This window comes from Shewanella sp. TB7-MNA-CIBAN-0143 (assembly GCF_040310065.1).
GTDB lineage: Bacteria > Pseudomonadota > Gammaproteobacteria > Enterobacterales > Shewanellaceae > Shewanella.
The window spans coordinates 103,713-125,260 of record NZ_JBEOPL010000001.1; the positions used below are offsets into that span (position 1 = coordinate 103,713).

Consider the following 21,548-nt stretch of genomic DNA (forward strand, 5'->3'; position numbering starts at 1 on the left):
ACTTTAACTTTAACTTAGGGCAGGGCCAATTTTATGCCATCAACGGCTATTAACCCGTTTATTTCATCGCTAACATCGCAAGCAGATACTATCCGTTTTGAAGAGACTATGGCTGTCATTGATGGCCAGTATGACTTCACGATAAGTGCATTTAAAAATGGTGATCAGCTTAATGAAGCTGGAGAAAATTCAGGTTCTTGTAAGGTGTTTGCGTTTGGGCAAATTCATCAGTTAACGGTGCAACAAACCTTGGCTATGTTTGGCCAACATTACCGAGATGTTGTGGCGACGCCGCAAGGGACGGATCATCAAAATATTCGTCAGTTTATGCAACATGGCTGGGATGGTATTTTATTTTCGCAACAGGCATTAAAGGCTAAATAACCTAGGTGCTAAACAAGGCTTAATACAACAAGGCTCAATACAACAAGGCTCAATACAATACGCAAAACTATGATGAAAGCCTCTATAACTTAAGCTCGTGTTTAGGTTAAAATAACGTCTCATGTAATTGTTTTAAGTAAACTATTTTTAGCTGAGCAGTTTGTTTACTGTATCAGGAGGCATTCATCATATGATCAAACTTAACCGCAGTATCGTTTCCTCTCGTCAATCCGGTTTCACCCTTATAGAGCTTGTCGTTGTCATTATTATTCTTGGCGTATTGGCTGTTGTCGCAGCGCCTAAGTTTATTAATTTAAAAACAGATGCACATATTGCAGCAATCAAAGGCGCCACAGGCTCAATTAAAACAGCAGTGATGTTATTTAAAACAAAAACATTAACCTCTGGCAATGCGCTTACAGATACGGTTGAATTCTCGGGTGTTAAAGGCAGTCATTACCAACCTTGGGCCGCAGCGGCCAATACTAGTGGTAGCGGTTTTAATGCCGGTTATACAACGTCGTCAGAAATCTTTAAAGCGGCTGGGTTAGAAATGAATGATTGGTCATATCGCATTTTTACATCTAATAGCAGCTATGCTGTTGTTGCAGCCCCCAAAAGTGCACTTGCCCTTGCAGAGCCTACTGCAGCCGAAGTTATTGCAACCAGTTGTTACTTTCAGTATCACTGGCAGAGTACTGGAGAGCCTGTCATCACAACGGTAATCGTTGGGTGTTAACGGTATTATTAAAATCTAAAGGGGCAAACGCACTCTTGTTTATCAATTTTTTGTATATTCGCTGCTTTTCTGTGTCCCTTTATCATCGATAAAAAAGTCTTAACGAGTAACGTCATAAGGATTAAAACATCAAATATTGCTGGGGTTATGCGGAACGAATAAGGTGTTGTTTTCACAATTGGTATTGAAACAAAAGTAACGATTCTACGCGAACATTAATTAACAATAATATAGATTAGTGTCGACAATAGAGCGCAATACAACTACCTTTGCACCCATATCAACCGTAATATTAATAGTATTGGTTTTTTTAACGGTCAGGCATATCGCTGGTTAACTATTATGACAAGCGCCTATTTAATCGCAAAGGAATCCATTTTATGAATCGACATATACTACCTCTCATCATTATCAGCACCTTAATGGTGTGTGCTTCCGGTTACAGCGTTGCTAAAGACAACGACTCGCATGGTAATAGCGGTAAACATAAATCTGAAAAACATGAAAAAAAGCATGACAAGAAGCATGATCACGAACAGGAAGAAACTTATCAGACCTATTTTAGTAACGATCGCCAAGTCATCGTTAATAATTACTATTATACCAACCGTGATGCTAAGCATTGTCCACCAGGATTAGCCAAAAAACACAATCGTTGCCAACCACCGGGCAGTGCTAAGCAATGGCGAAAAGGCTACTCGTTACCTGCTGATGTTGTTTACTACGATGTACCATCAGCGCTTACTGTTCAGCTAGGTCGTACGCCAGAAGGACAAAAGATTGTCCGTGTTGGTACTGATTTGCTGTTGATTAGCATTGGTACGGGTATGGTGATTGATGCAATACAAGACCTTAACGATGTGTTGTAACCTCGTTGGGTAAACCTTGTTATGGCGTTAGTTTTGCCATTAATCGTTAGTGAAACGAAAAAGCCGACCAAATGTCGGCTTTTACATAAACGGATATTCTACAACGGACTACAATGGTTAATCGCGTTCGAATATCACTTCTTTTAAATCATTAATTGTATTCAAATCTACATCACCTGGCTGATTACTCCATGTGACGCGCAGATAATTGCTTAAGTCTTTAAGCTGTTCATCACTTAACTCATCGGCATAACCAGGCATGGCATAAAAGCTGGTGGTGGTATTGTAATGTTGGCTCTTTATACCTTTAAGCATTACCGCAACGATATTGTGCGGGCTGGCTTTATCTAATGTAGCGTTACCGGCCATTGCCGGAGCAACATTAGGTCGACCTTCACCATTTTGACCATGACATCCAGCGCAATATCCCATGTATAGGTTATATCCTGGTAATTCACGCTGGTGGCCGTTAAAGGTCAGTGGTTTGGCTTCTACAGTCTCGTCAGTATCAAGTAAGTAACTGCTTACTGCATGCATGTCGGCATCGGTTAAGTGACTAAAGCTGTGGTATACCACAGGATACATGCCACCAAATACCGTACCTTTACGAGAATAACCTTCAGTAAACAGAGACTTTAAATCGTCATGAGTCCAGTTTTGTCGGTTAAGTTCAGCAGGGGTAATATCTGATGCTTCTAAGCCCTCGATAACGGCGCCTTGAAAATGCTTATCCTGCTCCATGGCAAATAAGCTGTCTCGAGGAGTATGGCATTCACCACAATGGCCTAGCGCATTGACTAAGTAATTACCTCGGTTCCAGGGCTCACTTTTGTCTTTCTTGGGGGCAAATTTTTCAGCATCATGAGCGATTAAGTTCCACGCCTTGAGACCAAATCGAACGTTAAAAGGGAAGGAGACATCATTGTCGAGATTAGCTTGCTTGATGGGTTTGGTGCTCATCAAGTAGGCATAAATCGCTTTGGTATCTTCATCGGTTAACAGGCTATAAGACGTGTAGGGCATAGCGGGGTACAAATTACCGTTAATACCGACACCGTGATGCATGGCATCAAAAAATTCGTCATAACTGTATTTGCCAATTCCGGTATCTTTATCTGAGGTGATATTGGTTGAGAATACCGCCCCAAACGGGGTTTCGAACGGCAGTCCACCGGTTAACTCTCGTCCGCCTACCGCGGTATGACAAGCCACACAGTCGCCTATCTTCATCAGATAAGCCCCTCGTTCGATATCGCTACCGTTATTGCTCGCCTTATCAGCCGCGCTGCTGGAACAGGCGAACAAACCCAAGCCTAAACTTAGGCCTAAGCTGAGTAAAAGATTTTGGCGGAGATGTTTTTGCGCCTTTATTAAACGGCTTAAGTTACATTGATATAATGGCTTCATGACAGGGTTAGCCCCTCTGTCTTGAGGATCAAATCTTTGATCGCCGCATAGTATTTTACATAACCCGTACAACGACAGACGTGTTCGCCCAAGGCATCTTCAATGACTTGCTCAACTTGATCTTTGGCTATAGGTTTACGCTCTAGTCGTTCAATCAGTGCAGTCGATTCATTGACAAAGCCTGAAGTACACCAACCACATTGAAATGAGAAATGTTCTAAAAATGTTTGCTGTACAGGGCTAAGTGCAGTGATTTCACCTTGGGCATTTTGCTTAGCATGACCTTCAATAGTGCGAATCGATTTGCCATTGAAACGCTCGACGCCATTGATGCAAGTACGAACCGATTCGCTCATACCTTTTTCGTCATCGACGATTACCGTACAGGCATGACATACACCCGCGCCGCAACCAAATTTAGTCCCGGTGAGATTTAAATACTCATGCAAAAACTCAATCATCATGATGCCATCGCCAACGTCAATCGGGCCCACAGCTTGGTTATTTATGGTTAACTTAATTGACTGGCTCATGCCATGGCCTCCTTGATTTTTTTCGCTGTCATTGGTAATTCGTAAAAACGCACTGCGGTAGCTTGGTAAACGGCTTCAACCAGCGCGGAAACAACAGGTATCATCACCACTTCGGCGATGCCGCGGCTAGGATCGGTTTCGGACAACTGCGGTAAAATAGTATGTCGCTGGCTCCAAACACCAACATGTCGCGCTAACGGCACCTTATAACGATTGATATTCCAGGTGCCATTACCAGCGCCGGCTTCAAATGGGGGTAATTCTTCATGCAATGCATGGCCAATTCCCATAGCAAGACCGCCTTGAATTTGGCCTTCAACTAACTCATTCACAATCACTTTACCGGCTTCTAACCAGGTATGAGAGCTCAATAAACTGACTTCGCCATTACCTTCATTAACGGCTACTTCTACTAAAGTGGCGCATGGAGCGTAGTAAGTCACCATGGCGTTATTCAGCTCGGCTTTAGGATAGCTCATCGCTTGACGATCGATTAAGTGATAGCCGTTTGAACTCATGCGGGCTTTGCGATCCGCGCTGCCATGATACTTGTCACCCTCGCCGTATTGCAGTGCCAATGCATCCAGTGCAATGCGTTCTTTGGTACCGAAAATCTCAAAATCAGCTTCGGCCCAAGCCCAACGGTTAAAGGCATGACCCATTACGCCAACCACTAAGCCCAAATCGTGGGCTCGTTTAGCGAGAATGTCGATTGAAAGCGGCGGGAATCCCATAGCGGTAAGCTTGCCATCAGTCCAGCGGCCGTCACGAGAGTGATTGAGATTAGTTTTGCCCATTGGGGTGTTGAAATACAGCTCGTTCCAAATAGACACCGCAGCAGGCCAGAGTCCGTGACGATAAATAATATCGGCGGCAATACGAGTGACATGGCTTTGATAATATGCCGACATAGATGCCGACGATGCCATGGCTTTAACCGGTGTCCAACGTGGATTTGCCGTCATTTCATCTTGGCGCTGCTGCGAAATAATGTATGGATTGTCGGTTTGCACTAATTGCATTGCATCCCAAATATCTATCTCAGCAAGTTTCACTTCATGAGCAAAACTACCTAATGACTCGCTGACTACCACGGCTTGTGACGTTTGAGTACCAGTACCCATTTCGATAAAACCAATTTCTAAGGTTATTTTACCGTCTTTAGATAATCTAACCGCCGCACTTGGTGCTGCAGCACCGGTACCATAATCTTTCGTCGCAATACCAAAACCAACGCCGTAACGCATGCCTGGGTTTTTAGCCTCATAACGCGCTTTATTATCTGCACGGTTTTGCCACACAGGGTCTAGTTCGGCCATGTCGAGCATTTCACGGTATCTAAGCGTGCCATTAGGGATAGCACCTTGAGTATTACGCTGTCCTGACTCCATCACGTTAGCCGCGCGTAACTTAAAGGGATCAACCTTTAACTCTGCGGCCATCTCGTGGATCATGCCTTCCATTGCGGTCATCGATTGCAATGTACCGTAACCGCGCATCGAGCCTGCATCAGGGTTACGTGACGCATAAGATGTGGCGATAATATCGTTACGTGGGGTGTAGTAAATGCTTTGCATTGCCGTCGCCCCAACAGAGGTGACCGATGGGCTGAAATTAACTCGACCACCGCCATCAACTGTCATCTGTGAGGTTAACGCTTGAATTTTCAAGGTTGCTTTATCAACGGCTAAACGACTTTTCATGATGAAAGGATGACGCTTAAGACCGGATTGAAATTGCTCGAAGCGGTCGTTAGCTAACCGAACCGGACCGTTGGCGTAAATGGTTGCCAACACGCCATAATACGGGAATATTGAGTGATCTTTAGCGCCAAAACCGCCACCAATATAAGGAGAATGCACTACTAGATTTTTGACTTTGTCAGCCAATGGCCCAGATGACAGCATGTGTACGGCCATCTCTTGAAAGTCTTGCGGCGACTGAGAGGTAATAACGGTATGAAAGGTTTGGCTGCTGGCATCAAACCAGCCATTAAAGGCCTCAGGCTCCATCATCATAGGATCGATGATTTGAGTGCGATATTCGCGCTCTAATACTTGCCACTGTTGATCTGCTTTGGCACTCGCAATCTGTTTTTCTATCTCGCCAGCATAATGCAGCCCGCGCTCAGAAACCGAGCCTTGAGCATTAGCATCACCTGACCATACCGGTTTGTGGTGCTTAACGCTGGGGAAAAATAGTCCATCGTGTAGTGGGCTATAAGTATCTTCACGGGCACCATTTTCGCCTTCAACCCGAATAAGACGCCAGCTGGCATAAGGGTCTTTAGTGTCTGAAACAAAGGGCGTTTTTTCACCAAAGCGCAATAAGGTATTGTCGAACTGCAACAATGACTTAGCTTGTTTAAATGCAGGGAAACTATCAAATAATAATATGGCTACCGCATGACCAAGATAATCTGCTGTTTGTCCCTCGGGCAATAACATATTGTCACCGTAAAACTCAGGCAATTTAACTTTGTCGCGGGCAAGGTCTGCTGCAGTAATGACTTTATAAGGCTTAGCTGAAGCTGGGAGGTGGTCGAGGGAGAACCCTTGATAGACATGGGATGCATCTGCAGCGCGTAAGATAAACGCGTAGCCTTGTTGTTTTGGCCAGCCTGCCATGTCCATTGCCCGGTAGTCACGACCATAAACTTTTTGACCGGTGACTTTAGCAATACCGTCGTTACGAAATTTGGGTTTAGATTGGCCGCTAACCTGAGTTTGCCATTGTGCAGCCAGTTCAGGCGAAATGATGGACGCATTGGCCCGACTCATTTCCCACAGTAAAGGCGCGGAATATACCGCGACCCCGCCAATAACACATTGTTTTATAAAGGTCCGTCTCGACGCGTTAGATACATCCATATCTCACCTCAGTTATTCTAAAGGGGAAAATCAGACGGCCTATTCATTGTCGCCCGATTTAGGCTTATTCACTTGATTGTCATTGCATAATTTTTGATTGCGCTGAATCTAAATTAGCAGTATGTACGGTAACATACTGATTTAGGAATGCATATTTACGATTGTGATAGGGTTTCTCGGTTGCTTGCCGTGAAGTTGAATAATTCATCTTTTTGATGATTTAATCTGCGAATAAAATGATTGAGTAATTGAACGTCTCATAAAAACCGTTTCGTTTATACTTAAATTATTAAAAAGTCATCACGAGTAATATTTTATTCATTTAGATGTGCTGATATATTTTTACTATTTAATCAATTATATAGTAAACGATCGGTGATCTCGTTAACTGTATATCTTGGACTCGATCCAAAGTAATTATTTAATTTTAGTCAGTTAAAGTAAATTCTCGATAACGATAATTATATTTTTTTATTTATTTTAGCTAATATATTGAATTGTAAGCTTAAAGTTATCGAGTTGTTTGTGTTTATCGTTGCTTTTGGTTGCTAGTTAACTTTAACGTAAACTGCTTGTTGCTGATTTAGCTGCACATATCTGCAAAGTGTTTTTTATAAGACCAAGATTCTAAGTTCTCCAACTTATTTTTGTCGTGTTGAATCGTTTTCTCATTATTTAAAAAATTTAGTTTACAGATTTTTAATACCCTGAAAAAAATCATATATATCGATGAGTATAGGCATAAAAATGTGATTTATATATTTGATTGGAGTTATATTTTATATTATATTAAAATTCTCAATAACATAATTGTAACATTTGCATTGGTTATTGTTTTTCATCGTAAAGTTCCTCCAAGGATTGATCGAGCTTTTGTAGTTAGTTCATTTTTACTTGGTGGTAGATTTATGCTGAATTTTAAAATTAAACAAAAAATGCTCATTAGTTCGTTAATTCCATTAGCCATTCTCATCATAATTTGTGGAATTGCTGTCAATATGATGGGGAAAATCGAAGATGGAGTGATGAGGATCTATTCTGATCGGGTGGTGCCATTAGAAGATTTAAAAATCATTGGTGATGACTATGCTGTCTTAGTCATTGATGCAATAAACAAAGCCAATGCTGGCGGCTCAACCGCTCAAGATGCTGCTGAGACTTTAATGAGTGCAAAAAGTAATATTGATACCCTGTGGAAAAAATATTTAGCCACTACGTTAACACCCAAAGAGAGCCAACTTAGTATTGAAGCCAATGATATGTTTGGTCCCGCGGATGAGAGAATTGATTTTCTTATCAATAAACTGCAAAACATGTCGGGGAATATTTCAGGTCAATTGACCGATGATATTATGCCTTTATACGGCGTAATTGATCCCATTAGCGGTAAAATAGCCGAATTAGTGTCATTGCAAATAAAAGTAGCAGGCGATGAATGGCGATTAACTCAAGATATATACCAATCATCAGTTAAGTTGTTTATTTTCTTTACGTTTTGTGCCGTCATTATCAGTGTCGTGTTAACCATTTGGGTGCTGCGCAGTGTGATGAGGCCTGTGACTGATATTTTGATGAAACTAAAGCTCATCAAGCAAAACTCAGATTTAACCCAAGTGTTTACTCCTTATAATGATGATGAATTAGGCATGATTTCAACGAGCCTTACAGGCGTTATCACCCATCTAAGAAGCATTATCGAATCAATTTCAGATGCCGCTAATACCATCAATATTTCATCAGAAGAGTTGCAGCGTTTCACAGAAGACACTAACCATAGAATGATACAGCAGCAAGATGAGTCAGAACAAACCGCAACGGCTATGAATGAAATGACCGCAACAGTGGCTGAAGTCGTTCAAAGTACCAATTTTGCTGCTGAACAGGCGAAACAAGCTAATGATCATGCTGAAAATGGTAATATTATTGTTCGAAATTCAATCGACAGTATATCGCAGTTATCTAATCAAATTGGCACCACGGCGGAGGTGATATCTCATCTCGCTAAAGAAAGTCAAAACATTGGTCAAGTGTTAAGTGTCATTAAAGGTATTGCCGAGCAGACTAACCTTTTAGCCCTAAACGCCGCCATTGAAGCAGCAAGAGCCGGTGAACAAGGTCGAGGATTTGCTGTTGTTGCTGATGAAGTTCGTACTCTAGCTAAGCGTACTCAAGACTCAACACTGCAAATTGAAACCATGATTGGCGGGTTACAAAAAAGTGTCGTGCTTGCGGTTTCTTCAATGGATGAGGGCTTGGTTCTAGTTAATAATGCCAACGATAAAACGAGTAGTGCAGGTGTTGTGCTAAGTGAAATTGTCACTTCGGTCGACAGTATCAATGAGCTTAATACCCAAATAGCTACCGCTGCAGAAGAACAATCCTATGTGGCTGAGAGCATCAATAAAAGTATCATCGCAATAAATGATATTACTAAAGCCTCATCAGCGGCGACTGAAAAACTCACCCATTCTGTCAACGACTTACAATCACTGGCTCGTTCAATGCAACGTCAAGTGGCGACATTTAAAATAGCCTAACGTTTTTATTGATGAGGGCTGAGTTAAACTTCAGCCCTTCCTCGCAATCTCTCAGTTAATTTATCCGCACAACCTGTATGGCTAAAAAGCTAGCGAGGGCAGTGTTATATAATTCCCTTTAATTATGTTGGTTTTTTATCCTTTTGAGCATAACGGCGGCTATATTGTGATTGGCGTTAAAGAGTCGTTTTGATTAACTGAAGCAGCCGTAAGTTAGACATCACTTATTATCAATTAACGTCCTATATGTCTCAATTTCTCCACTATTTTGTGCTAGTTCAACGTTACCATCGTCAACACTATTAAAGGGGTAATTTACCGCTTACACTACAAATAGCTTAATTACCTTGAGTAATATTAATGAAACCAATTATTTGTAGCAGTGCTTTAGAGGCCGTATCCTTAATTGAAAACGGTGAAACCTTGTGGACTCATTCGATGGGGGCAACGCCAAAATTACTGCTAGATGCATTAGCCCAACATGCGTTAACAAAGCATGGTTTAACATTATTGCAGTTGCATACCGAGGGGGCTGAATCGCTAAGTGATCCCCGTTTAAAGGATCATCTTCGTCATCGTTGCTTTTTTACCGGTTCACCCACTAGGTCACTGCTACAACAAGGTGATGCCGATTATGTGCCAATTTTTCTCTCTGAGGTGCCCAAGTTGTTTCGTTCCGGCGAACAGCATATCGACACCGCCATCGTTCAAGTTTCCCCGCCAGATAAACATGGTATCTGTTCTTTAGGCATATCGGTTGAGGCAACCTTAGCAGCCTGCCAAATGGCGGGAAAAATCATTGCTCACATTAACCCCATGATGCCTCGCACCCATGGTGACGGTTTTATTCATTACAATAAGTTCGCTGCCGTGTATGAGCAGAGCATGCCGCTACCACAACACCTATTCGCCCCAAGTGATGCGATAAGCTTGGCCATCGGCCAGAATGTGGCCAAATTGGTACTTGATGGCGCTTGCTTACAAATGGGCATTGGCGCTATTCCAGATGCCGTGCTGGCGTGCTTAACCGAACATAAAGATTTAGGCGTTCACACTGAGTTATTTTCTGATGGCGTGCTTAATTTGGTCGAGCTTGGCGTGATCAATAATAGCCGTAAGAAAGTCTATCCCGGCAAGACAGTGACAGGCTTTGCATTAGGTAGCCAACGACTTTATGATTTTGTTGATGACAACCCATCGGTAATATTCATGGATATTGAGCAGGTTAATGACACGGCTATTATCCGTAAAAACCCTAATGTGATGTCGATAAACTCAGCACTGCAGGTCGATATTTCAGGGCAAGTTTGTGCTGATTCATTGGGTACTCAAATATACTCAGGTGTTGGCGGTCAGATGGACTTTATACGCGGCGCGGGGCTTTCTGAAGGTGGTCGTTCTGTTATCGCATTACCCAGTACTGCGGCTAATGGCTCCGTGTCGCGGATTGCCACCGTTTTATCGCCAGGCGCAGGCGTGGTAACCACCCGTGCGCATGTACACTGTATTGTTACTGAGTATGGAACCGCTTATTTACGCGGTAAATCGTTACGAGAACGAGCCCGTGCGCTTATCGACATTGCCCACCCTAAGTTTAGAGAACAGCTTTGCCAAGAAGCTTTTGATATGTGGCGACTTAAGGTTTAATCATTGTTGATTTATGAATCTTGTCATTCCGGTAATGCTTATCAGCCGGAATCCAGTTCTTCTTTTATTGTTTAGATTTTATGGCCTGCGGCCACATCAATTTTAGAAACAAGAGTCGATCGCAAGGTTCCACCCTGCACGGGCCAAGAGGGGATCAACAGCCATCCCTTCTTTACTGTTTATAAAAGAATTAGCAATCTGATAGGCTGGATGCCTTGAAGCACATGGTCAATGATGTTGCCGACATCATTATGACATTTCCAATATCAATATAGGTCAGATATGCATGAAAGGCTGATGGATTCTTTTTAAAGAGTCTTCAACGTCCTCAAGTTCAAAGTTCAAAGTTGAATTTGTCCATTTCCTGGTCGAGAAAACTAACTCCGTTTCTGCCCTAAAGTAATTTCACTCATCTAATGTGCAATAAACTTACAAGCATTTTATCATATAAATTCTTATCTATCCTATGCATACAACTATTTAGCGCAAGCAGTCTTAAATGATATGATATACAGTCATATTTCAACGAAGCTAAAACTCACCTAGTAGGACGTGGCAATTTCGGCCTAGCTATCCGCGTGATGAATACGCTATTTCGATTTGTTTATTTGATTAATGTTAGGTGTATTTCTATTCTGTCGTCCTATGTTAGGACGCTCACCCTTATCGTTTTTAAGCATTACTGGAGATAAAATTCATGACAAACGTGAATGTGGATGCCACGCAGTTAACCACTAAACCATCTCAAGATGGTTTTAGCATGCCCGCCGAATGGGCGGCGCAGCAAGCTGTGTGGATGATTTGGCCATATCGTCCTGACAACTGGCGCTCTGCAGGGGCTTATGCTCAGGCAACCTTTGCTAAAGTGGCCGATGCCATTGGTGCTGTTACCCCAGTTTACATGGGGGTACCTAAGGCGTTTTTGGCAGAGGCCAAAACGGTTATGCCTTCTCACGTTACGTTGGTCGAAATAGATAGCAACGATTGCTGGGCTCGTGATACAGGTCCTACTGTAGTGGTCAATGCCAAGGGCGAATGCCGAGGTGTTGACTGGGGCTTTAATGCCTGGGGCGGTGATAACGGTGGTTTGTATTCACCATGGGATAAGGACGAGCAAGTCGCGCAACAAATGCTTACGCAGCATGGTTTTGAGCGTTATCAGGCTCCGCTTATTCTTGAAGGTGGTTCAATTCATGTCGATGGTGAAGGCACCTGCATGACCACGGCTGAATGTTTACTTAACAGCAACCGCAACCCAAATTTGACTCGTGAACAGATAGAAGCATTACTGGCTGAATATTTAAATGTGCAGCAGTTTATCTGGTTGCCAGACGGCGTATTCATGGATGAGACCGACGGACACATTGATAATATATGCTGTTTTGCTCGCCCAGGCGAAGTGGTTTTACACTGGACTGATGATCAAACCGATCCACAGTATCCTCGTTCAAAAGCCGCTTTGGATATTTTGCAAAATACCGTTGATGCACAAGGGCGTAAGTTAACAGTTCATCTAATACCACAGCCTGGTCCTTTGTATTGCACTGAAGAAGAAGCGCAAGGCGTAGTGGAGGGTACAGGTGTTCCACGCACCGCGGGTGAACGCTTAGCGGGTTCTTATGCGAACTTTTTGATTACCAACAATCGCATTGTGTTCCCACTACTCGACCCAGCAACTGACGATATTGCAGCTCAAAAATTGCAAGAAATTTTCCCTGAGTATGACATTGTCGGTGTGCCTGCCCGTGAGATTTTATTAGGTGGTGGTAACATCCATTGCATCACCCAACAGATCCCCTCTGGTCTGTAAGTAAAAACCAACGAGAACACAATGACCATTAATGTCACTATTGTTTTAATAAAATTGACTGTCAATACTTTTGGCTTTTAAGAAGAGGTCGTAACATGTTCGAAGTCACTGAGGTTTCTATTGCCGAGCTGCGTGCAGCCCTCGAATCCGGTCGCACCACAGCGGTTGAACTAGTGAAGTCTTATCTAGCACGGGTTGAGGTTTATGACGGCCCAGCGACACAGACTAAACTGAATGCGCTGGTGGTTCACAATCAAGATGCGATTAAGGAAGCTGAAGCTTCTGATGCGCGCCGAGCGCGCGGTGAAACGCTGAGTCCACTAGATGGTATTCCTTACACTACCAAGGACAGCTACTTAGTTAAAGGGCTCACTGCGGCTTCTGGTAGTCCAGCGTTTAAGGACTTAATTGCTCAATATGATGCATTTGCTGTTGAGCGCCTGCGCGAAGCGGGTGCCATTTGCTTAGGTAAAACCAACATGCCACCTATGGCCAATGGTGGTATGCAGCGCGGTCATTACGGTCGCGCCGAAAGTCCATACAACGCTAATTATCTTACCGCTCCCTTTGCCTCTGGTTCTTCCAATGGCGCAGGTACTGGTACCGCCGCAAGTTATTCTGCTTTCGGCCTAGCTGAGGAGACATGGTCGAGCGGTCGTGGTCCTGCATCAAACAACGGCCTGTGTGCATATACTCCATCACGTGGTGTCATCTCTGTGCGCGGCAACTGGCCGTTGACACCGACGATGGATGTTGTAGTGCCTTACACTCGCACTATGGCAGACATGCTCGAAGTACTTGATGTTATCGTGGCAGACGACCCTATCACCCGTGGTGACCTATGGCGTCTGCAACCTTGGATCGAGATCCCAAAAGCATCAACCGTGCGTCCAGCATCTTATCTGGATCTTGCTGCTCAAGCCGACACGCTTAAAGGCAAGCGTTTTGGGGTGCCGCGCATGTACATTAATAAAGACGAATTGGCTGGCACTAGCGAAAACCCAGGCATTGGCGGCCCGACTGGTCAGCGCATCAATACTCGTGCGTCGGTGATCGACCTTTGGCAAGCCGCACGCAAAGCGCTGGAATTTGCCGGAGCCGAGGTCATAGAAGTGGACTTCCCGCTGGTTTCCAACTGCGAAGGTGACCGACCTGGTGCACCGACTGTGTTCAATCGCGGCATCGTCACGCCTGAGTTTCTCGAGGATGAGCTATGGGCTCTATCGGGGTGGGCTTTAGATGAATTCTTACGTGCTAACAACGACCCTAAACTGAATAAATTAGCTGACGTTAATGGGCATTTGATTTTCCCGCATGACTTAGGCACCTTGCCGAACCGTGAGGGTGACCTCGCAGCTGGCATGGATGAGTACGTCAATATGGCCAAAAGAGGTCTCAAGTCGTATAACCAAATCGATAGCATACCGGATGGTCTGCGCGGCTTAGAGAAGACGCGCAAGCTGGATCTGGAAGACTGGATGGACGAGCTCAAACTTGATGCAGTGCTGTTCCCAACCATGGCAGATGTAGGTCCAGCAGATGCGCACATTAATCCTGCTTCAGCTGACATTGCGTGGAGCAACGGTGTTTGGGTTGCTAATGGCAATCTTGCTATTCGCCACTTAGGTGTACCAACAGTTACTGTGCCGATGGGGACAATGGCCGATATTGGCATGCCAGTAGGGTTAACTTTCGCAGGCCGTGCTTATGACGACAACAACCTGCTCAAGTTTGCGGGTGCATTTGAAGCGACAGGCAGCAAGCGCCTGATCCCTACACGCACACCTGCGCTTAGCTGATAAGCACTAAGCACTATAAATTGAAAAACGGGATTGGTTACTGCGCACCAATCCCGTTTTTTAACTCAAATGTAGATACATCTTTAACTTATTTTCCCTATATCCAGTGGGCGGATCATACACACCAGATCAAAGTCGCAAGTTTCACTCTGCACGGACCAAATCCACTGTCGTTCCGGTAATGCTTGTGAGCCGGAATCCAGCTCTTTTTTTATTCTTTAGATTTTATGGCCAGCGGCCACTAACGTCGTGGCGCTTCACCCACACCAGAGCAAAGGGAAACCAACGGCTGTTCCCTCTTGGATCACCCCGCCGCCCCGCAACATTTTCAAACAGCGAAAAGGTCGCCATGGGGTAGATCCAGCTTTTAACTTTATTTTTAGTCAGCCTCGGCCTTATTCGAAAATGCTAACGCTTCCGATGGTACATCCTGTACCGCGAAAGCTAGCCTGACGTCCTGTCAGGCTCACGCTATTTTCTTCAACGTCCTCAATTCAGAGTTGAATCAGGCCAACTGCAAGCAAAGTATGGAAATCATTTATGCCTCATTCCGTGTCAGTAAGGTATATCAGGCGCAAGGCAATAACCGAGCAAAGAAAAAGATGAAATACAATAAACCCCATCTTGAAAGGTGTAATCAGAACAGGCAATTAGCCGAAAGGTTGTACAAAATACCACTACCGTAAAAAAGTAAATTCCTATAGCATCATACGTTGATTAATATGGATGTGGCATCGACTAAGTCCAACCAGCGATTTATGCCTTGCAAACACCGCAACGCATAAATACTAAAACGTTATAAAGCACAAGGAACGTATGAGTTTATCCATCGGTTGTTCTCCAAATGAGCAAGTTGAGATCACTGTAGAACAGTATCAACATTCTCCAAGCAGTGAGTCTTTTGATGATAACTGGCTTATTTGCTCTGTTAGTGTTTCATTTGGAAGCTTCAGTGGTAAATTCCCTGCCAGTTTTCAAACCTATGATTTTGTTAAGTTCTCTAAAGAAGTACAAAAGCTCTATGCTTGCCTAAAAGGTACAGCTACATTCGACAGTCTTGAGGGGCAGCTTGAAATCAAGCTAACCGGGAATGGAAGAGGTGGAATTGAATTAGAGGGTAATTGCATGGACAGTGTTGGTGTTGGAAACAAACTTAAGTTCTCTACAGGATTTGATCAAACCTATCTCCAATCTATTATCGAAGACCTAGATGAGATTTTAGAAGGCTTTCCCGTACGAGCTTTATAACAAAATACTATGGCGTTAACCTAAATTCACCATACTTATCATAATGCGAAGAGTGAGTGTTAGTGCTTGGGCACTAACAAGCTTCTGTCCACAAACGAGTTAGTAACGCTTGCAAAAGCTTGAATTCAACAATGAACTTGAGGCCGTTGAAGAAAATAGCGTGAGCTGGCCATGGATGGCCTGCTAGCTTTCGCGGTACAGGATGTACCATCGAAAGCGTTAGCATTTTCGAGTAAGGCCGAGGCCGATTACAAACGAGGTTCAAAGCTGGATTAATTTCCGTCGCAATTTTTCGCTGCTATTGTTTGGTTAAAAAGCGAAAAAGTTGCCGGAACGCTGAGGGTTTGCAAAGGGGTACAAGTGCTTTACCCCTTTGCTCTGGTGTGGGTGAAGCGCCACGACGTTGGTGCCCGCAGGCCATAATATGATAAAAAATACCATCGATTATTCGTTTAACACACCAACAAGGTTTATGATTAAAGAGTCTCGATAATGAAGTTGATGAGGTCTAATCATGATAATAGCTTGCCCCCATTGCGATACCTTAAATCGCGTACCTGAAGAACGTCTTGAACAACAACCAACTTGCGGAAAGTGTAAACAAAGCCTATTCGTTGGTGAACCGATAGAGCTAACAGCCGTCAATTTTAGCCACCATGCTAATAAATCAGAATTACCGCTGGTCGTCGACTTTTGGGCTAGCTGGTGCGGTCCGTGTAAAAACTTTGCGCCGGTATTTACTCAAGCAGCTAAAAAGTGGGAGCCCAAATTCCGTTTCGGCAAGCTCAACACCGAAGAGCAACAAGCCCTTGCTGCCCAATTTAATATTCGTTCGATCCCAACTCTGATGGTATTTAAGCAAGGTAAGGTTATGGCTCAGCAATCAGGTGCCTTGTCTGCATCATCATTCAACCAATGGCTTGAATCGATTAAATAGATTTTGGACATTAGATTACTCATTAAAAACGCGATTATATATCGCGTTTTTGCTTAGCTTTATTTTTCTGTTGTTTAAAAGGATTTGATAAACATGAAAAAAATCTTAGTTATCTGCTTACTCGGCCTTGCGATATTTGTCTTTTTAGACAGAAAGGTTCAAACCACTCAAATTGTACAAAACGTTTATGCTGGTTATATCGTTGGCAGTGATAGTGAGTTACAAAATGCCATTGAGAATAAGCAGAGTAATGTTCAAATTGGTGGTTCAGGGTATGTAATAAAAATACTTGCTGACGATCTGAAAGGCAGCCGCCACCAACGATTTATTCTAAAAATAGCCAGTGGCAACACATTATTAGTCGCCCATAATATTGATTTAGCCCCTCGCATAGATAACTTAAATGTCGGCGATACCGTCGCGTTTTACGGTGTTTACGAATTTAATAACAAAGGTGGGGTCATCCATTGGACTCATCACGATCCTCGCGGACAACACCAAAGCGGCTGGCTAAAACACAATGGCAGCACTTATCAATAAACCGCAGCTTTAATAGTATCCAAACAAGCCAAAGTCCTCGGGCAACAATCTGGTTCAGTGATCCATGAGTGAGGCACCTTTGGCTTTCTCTTGGTCTGGTGTGGGCAGAAATACTGCGAGGTTGGTGGTCGCAGACCCGTGCAGTATGGAGCCTTTTGACCAAAATCCAAACGAAGTTTGGACATAAAAAAAAGTAACCGTGATGACTCAAGGTTACCCTTTTTTCAGGTTCACTTTTTATTCAGAAGCACTCTTTATTCAGAAGCACTATCTACTCTGGGTCTCTCTCTATTCAGGATCTCTTTCTACTCTTGATCTCATTCTATTCGAAATAAATCTATTCGGGATCATAGTCCAATATCGGTGACAACCATTTCTCTGCTTCTGCCAACGTCATGCCTTTGCGCTGGGCATAATCTTCTACCTGATCTTTACCAATATTGGTCACGCCAAAATAGCGAGATTTTGGATGGGCAAAGTACCAGCCAGATACCGCTGCCGTTGGGTACATGGCAAAGCTTTCGGTGATGTTCAAATCAATCGTTTCATCGGGTTTGAGTAAATCCCATAACAAACCTTTTTCAGTGTGGTCTGGGCATGCTGGATAACCTGGCGCTGGGCGAATGCCTTTATAACGTTCGCGAATTAGCGCTTCGTTGTCGAGCACTTCATCTGCGGCATAACCCCAAAACTCTTTACGAACACGTTCGTGCATGCGCTCGGCAAAAGCTTCGGCTAAACGGTCGGCTAAGCATTTGAGCATAATCGCGTTGTAGTCATCGTGATTGGCTTCAAAACGGGCAACATGTTCATCAATCCCGTGTCCAGTCGTTACCGCAAAACCGCCCATGTAATCAGCAACGCCTGAATCTTTTGGTGCAACAAAGTCTGATAAACAGAAGTTATCGTTACCCACGCGTTCAAGCTGCATACGTAAATGATGGGTGGTCATTTCCAATGTGGTGCGGCTTTCATCGGTATACAGTTCAATGTCGTCATGGTTGACGGTATTGGCTGGGAATAAACCGATCACGGCTTTGGCGGTAAGCCACTTTTCAGCAATAATTTGTTTCAGCATGGCTTGGCCGTCGGCAAATAATTTAACCGCTTCTTCACCAACGACTTTGTCTTTTAAAATTTCAGGGTAATGACCGTGCAGTTCCCAGCTTCTAAAGAACGGTGTCCAATCGATACGTTCGACTAGGTCTTCTAATGGATAGTCATCAAACACCTGGCGACCTAATACATTAGGCGTAAATGGGGTGTAGTTTTCCCAGTCGTGTTTACAGCGATTGTCACGCGCGGCTTCAATCGACACGATGGTTTTACGCTTGGTTTGCGACAAACGTTTTTCACGCATCATGTCGTATTCTGCGTAGGCTTCGTCGATGGTTGCTTGGCGAGTGGCGTTATTAATCAGCTTAGACACCATAGGTACAGCGCGAGATGCATCGGCAATGTAAATTGCGCCGTGTGGGTAATGCGGTGCTATTTTTACTGCAGTATGAATTTTAGAGCAGGTTGCACCACCGATAATAGCAGGGATGGTTAAGCCTTCACGGTGGAAGGTTTTCACGTTGTGAACCATTTCATCCAAGCTTGGCGTGATTAAACCTGACATGCCGATGATGTCGATATTATGCTCTTTTACTGCATCGAGAATTTTATCGACCGATACCATGACCCCAAGATCGACCACTTCGTAGCCGTTACAGGCAAGTACTACTCCAACAATATTTTTACCGATGTCATGCACATCACCTTTTACGGTGACCATTAAAATTCGGCCGTTTGACTGGCCAGCAACCTTTTCAAGCTCAATATATGGGTTTAGGTAAGCGACGGCTTTTTTCATTACTCGTGCCGATTTGACCACTTGCGGTAAGAACATTTTGCCAGCACCAAATAAGTCGCCGACCACGTTCATGCCATCCATCAGCGGTCCTTCAATAACATCGAGCGGGCGCACGGCTTCTTGACGAGCAGCTTCGGTGTCTTCATCAATAAATTCGGTAATGCCTTTAACCAATGCGTGTGACAAACGTTTGGATACCGGCCAACTGCGCCAGGCTAAATCTTCCTTTTTGGCCACTTGTGAGCCATCGCCTCTAAAGCTTTCAGCGATGTCGAGTAGCTGCTCGGTGTTGTTTGAGTCGGCCACCGGACATGGTAAGTTTTGAACTACGTTTTCAACCCGTTTTTTGAGCTCTGGTTCAATATCATCGTATATGGCTAACTGACCAGCGTTAACAATACCCATGTCCATGCCGGCTTGAATGGCATGGTATAAAAACACCGCGTGAATGGCTTCGCGTACTGGGTTGTTACCGCGGAACGAGAATGACACGTTAGACACGCCGCCTGAGATCATTGCGTGTGGCAAGGTGGCTTTGATGTCTTTTATCGATTCGATAAAGTCGACTGCATAGTTGTCGTGTTCATCAATACCGGTGGCAATGGCGAAAATGTTAGGGTCAAAAATAATGTCTTCTGGTGGAAAGCCAACAACATCAACCAAAATGCGATAAGCACGGGTACAGATTTGGGTTTTACGCTCACGTGTATCGGCTTGGCCGTCTTCGTCAAAGGCCATTATAATGGCTGCCGCACCATAGCGTTTTACTAAGGTGGCTTGTTCAATAAATTTGGCTTCGCCTTCTTTCATCGAAATAGAGTTAACAATCGACTTGCCTTGAACGCATTTAAGCCCAGCTTCAATCACTTCCCACTTTGATGAGTCAATCATGATGGGCACGCGGGAGATGTCGGGCTCAGAGGCGATTAAGTTTAAAAACTTCGCCATTGACGCCACGCCATCAAGCATACCTTCGTCCATGTTGACGTCGATAATTTGCGCGCCATTTTCAACCTGCTCGCGCACGACATCTAAGGCTTCTTCAAACTTTTCTTCTTTAATTAAGCGTAAAAACTTAGCCGAACCGGTCACGTTAGCGCGCTCACCGACGTTAACAAATAACGAGTTTTTGTCGATGGTGAGTGGCTCTAGGCCCGATAAACGACACGCCACAGGTATATCTGGTATCTGTCTTGGTTCGTGTCTGAGCACCGCTTCACGAATAGCACTAATGTGTGCGGGTGTGCTGCCACAACAACCGCCGACAATGTTGAGCATGCCTTCTTGCGCCCATTGATTAATGACTTCGGCCATTTCTTCTGGGGTTTCATCGTAGCCACCAAATTCGTTGGGTAAGCCAGCATTTGGGTGGGCAGAGACATAACATTCGGCAATACGTGACAATTCTTCAACGTACGGGCGCAGCTCTTTTGGTCCTAGGGCGCAGTTAAGGCCAATCGATAACGGTTTGATATGGCGCAAAGAGTTATAAAACGCTTCGGTGGTTTGGCCGGTTAATGTACGACCAGAGGCGTCGGTAATAGTGCCAGAGATCATAACGGGTAGGCGATCGCCAAGTTGATCGAATACTTTTTCAATCGCAAATAGGGCGGCTTTGGCGTTTAAAGTATCAAAAATGGTTTCAACCATAATGATATCGGCGCCACCTTCAATTAAGGCGCTGGTGGATTCTACATAAGCGTCGACTAATTGGTCGAAACTGACATTACGAAACCCTGGGTCGTTAACGTCTGGACTGATAGAGCAAGTACGGTTGGTTGGGCCTAATACACCGGCCACATAACGTGGTGAACCTGTTTGCGCTGCCACTTCGTCGGCAGCTTGGCGGGCGACTCGGGCGCCAGCAAGGTTAATTTCAGCGGCCAGCGACTGCATGTCGTAGTCGGCCATGGCAATGGTGGTGGCGTTAAAGGTGTTAGTTTCAATAATGTCGGCACCGTTTAGCAGGTACTGAGTATGAATATCTTTAATGATTTGCGGTTGGCTGAGTACTAATAAGTCGTTGTTGCCTTTAACATCGCAATGCCAATCTTTAAAACGCTCGCCACGATAATCTTCTTCTTCCAACTTATAGTCTTGGATCATGGTGCCCATGGCGCCATCTAAAATCACAATACGCTGCGCTAACAATGCATTAAGTTGTTTAAGTGTTTGACTGTAAGAAGTCGATTTCGCCATAACAGTTACCTTTTTATCACTATGTTGCTTGATACCTTGATTGAGATAAGCATACCCTTATTTTTACAATAGTAGGGCGATAACATCATTGCTGTGCACAAGTGTTGTAAATAACAGTTATACACAACGGTTGCTTTAACCGTTGCAGGCAATTGCCTTGGACAATTACTGCGT

Annotated in this window: 14 protein-coding genes; 10 read left to right on the plus strand and 4 right to left on the minus strand. The window is 44.1% G+C overall.

The window, feature by feature from the left end; translation table 11 throughout:
• Window positions 1-33 precede the first annotated feature (33 nt).
• The 3 genes from AAEY97_RS00440 to AAEY97_RS00450 all read left to right on the plus strand — a co-directional run bounded on the left by AAEY97_RS00440 (window position 34) and on the right by AAEY97_RS00450 (window position 1,992).
• Window positions 34-384 carry a HopJ type III effector protein gene (locus AAEY97_RS00440; protein WP_162022453.1) on the plus strand — a complete coding sequence of 117 codons (351 nt, stop codon included), beginning with the start codon at window positions 34-36 and terminating at the stop codon, window positions 382-384.
• Between the two features lie 190 nt (window positions 385-574).
• Window positions 575-1,123, plus strand: a complete 549-nt coding sequence (locus AAEY97_RS00445) for a type II secretion system protein (RefSeq protein ID WP_101085890.1) — start codon at window positions 575-577, stop codon at window positions 1,121-1,123.
• Window positions 1,124-1,503: 380 nt separating this feature from the next.
• Window positions 1,504-1,992, plus strand: coding sequence for a hypothetical protein (locus AAEY97_RS00450; RefSeq protein ID WP_162022454.1), 489 nt, complete (start codon window positions 1,504-1,506; stop codon window positions 1,990-1,992).
• Between the two features lie 117 nt (window positions 1,993-2,109).
• On the opposite strand, the gene AAEY97_RS00455 is transcribed toward AAEY97_RS00450, so the two are convergent.
• Genes AAEY97_RS00455 through AAEY97_RS00465 form a run of 3 tightly spaced genes read right to left on the minus strand, consistent with a single transcriptional unit; the run spans window position 2,110 to window position 6,802 of the window.
• Window positions 2,110-3,399, minus strand: a complete 1,290-nt coding sequence (locus AAEY97_RS00455; RefSeq protein WP_350995737.1) for a c-type cytochrome — start codon at window positions 3,397-3,399, stop codon at window positions 2,110-2,112.
• Window positions 3,396-3,932 carry a (2Fe-2S)-binding protein gene (locus AAEY97_RS00460; RefSeq protein WP_350995740.1) on the minus strand — a complete coding sequence of 179 codons (537 nt, stop codon included), beginning with the start codon at window positions 3,930-3,932 and terminating at the stop codon, window positions 3,396-3,398. Before AAEY97_RS00460 ends, AAEY97_RS00455 begins: the two co-directional genes overlap by 4 nt.
• Window positions 3,929-6,802: a xanthine dehydrogenase family protein molybdopterin-binding subunit gene (locus tag AAEY97_RS00465; RefSeq protein ID WP_350995743.1), complete on the minus strand. Its 2,874-nt coding sequence runs from the start codon at window positions 6,800-6,802 to the stop codon at window positions 3,929-3,931. The genes AAEY97_RS00460 and AAEY97_RS00465 overlap by 4 nt, the downstream gene beginning before the upstream one ends.
• Before the next feature lie 908 nt (window positions 6,803-7,710).
• On the opposite strand from AAEY97_RS00465, the gene AAEY97_RS00470 reads away from it, so the two are divergent.
• The 7 genes from AAEY97_RS00470 (at window position 7,711) to AAEY97_RS00500 (ending at window position 17,320) form a co-directional block, all read left to right on the plus strand.
• On the plus strand, window positions 7,711-9,339 hold the full coding sequence (locus AAEY97_RS00470) for a methyl-accepting chemotaxis protein (protein ID WP_192115729.1): 1,629 nt from the start codon (window positions 7,711-7,713) through the stop codon (window positions 9,337-9,339).
• A 360-nt stretch (window positions 9,340-9,699) separates the two neighbouring features.
• On the plus strand, window positions 9,700-10,986 hold the full coding sequence (locus AAEY97_RS00475) for an acetyl-CoA hydrolase/transferase family protein (RefSeq protein WP_350995746.1): 1,287 nt from the start codon (window positions 9,700-9,702) through the stop codon (window positions 10,984-10,986).
• A 697-nt stretch (window positions 10,987-11,683) separates the two neighbouring features.
• Window positions 11,684-12,796, plus strand: coding sequence for an agmatine deiminase (gene aguA / locus AAEY97_RS00480; RefSeq protein WP_350995749.1), 1,113 nt, complete (start codon window positions 11,684-11,686; stop codon window positions 12,794-12,796).
• A 95-nt stretch (window positions 12,797-12,891) separates the two neighbouring features.
• Complete coding sequence (locus AAEY97_RS00485; RefSeq protein WP_350995752.1) at window positions 12,892-14,595, plus strand: amidase; 1,704 nt, start codon at window positions 12,892-12,894, stop codon at window positions 14,593-14,595.
• 816 nt (window positions 14,596-15,411) lie between these two features.
• Window positions 15,412-15,843, plus strand: a complete 432-nt coding sequence (locus tag AAEY97_RS00490) for a WapI family immunity protein (protein WP_350977837.1) — start codon at window positions 15,412-15,414, stop codon at window positions 15,841-15,843.
• Between the two features lie 514 nt (window positions 15,844-16,357).
• Entirely contained in the window at window positions 16,358-16,780 is a 423-nt protein-coding gene (gene trxC, locus AAEY97_RS00495; protein ID WP_350995755.1) for a thioredoxin TrxC, read from the plus strand.
• Window positions 16,781-16,873: 93 nt separating this feature from the next.
• A complete protein-coding gene (locus AAEY97_RS00500; RefSeq protein WP_350995758.1) occupies window positions 16,874-17,320 on the plus strand; it encodes a DUF3465 domain-containing protein in 447 nt (148 codons plus the stop codon).
• Window positions 17,321-17,657: 337 nt separating this feature from the next.
• On the opposite strand, the gene metH is transcribed toward AAEY97_RS00500, so the two are convergent.
• Window positions 17,658-21,374 carry a methionine synthase gene (metH, locus tag AAEY97_RS00505; RefSeq protein WP_350995761.1) on the minus strand — a complete coding sequence of 1,239 codons (3,717 nt, stop codon included), beginning with the start codon at window positions 21,372-21,374 and terminating at the stop codon, window positions 17,658-17,660.
• Window positions 21,375-21,548: the final 174 nt, after the last annotated feature.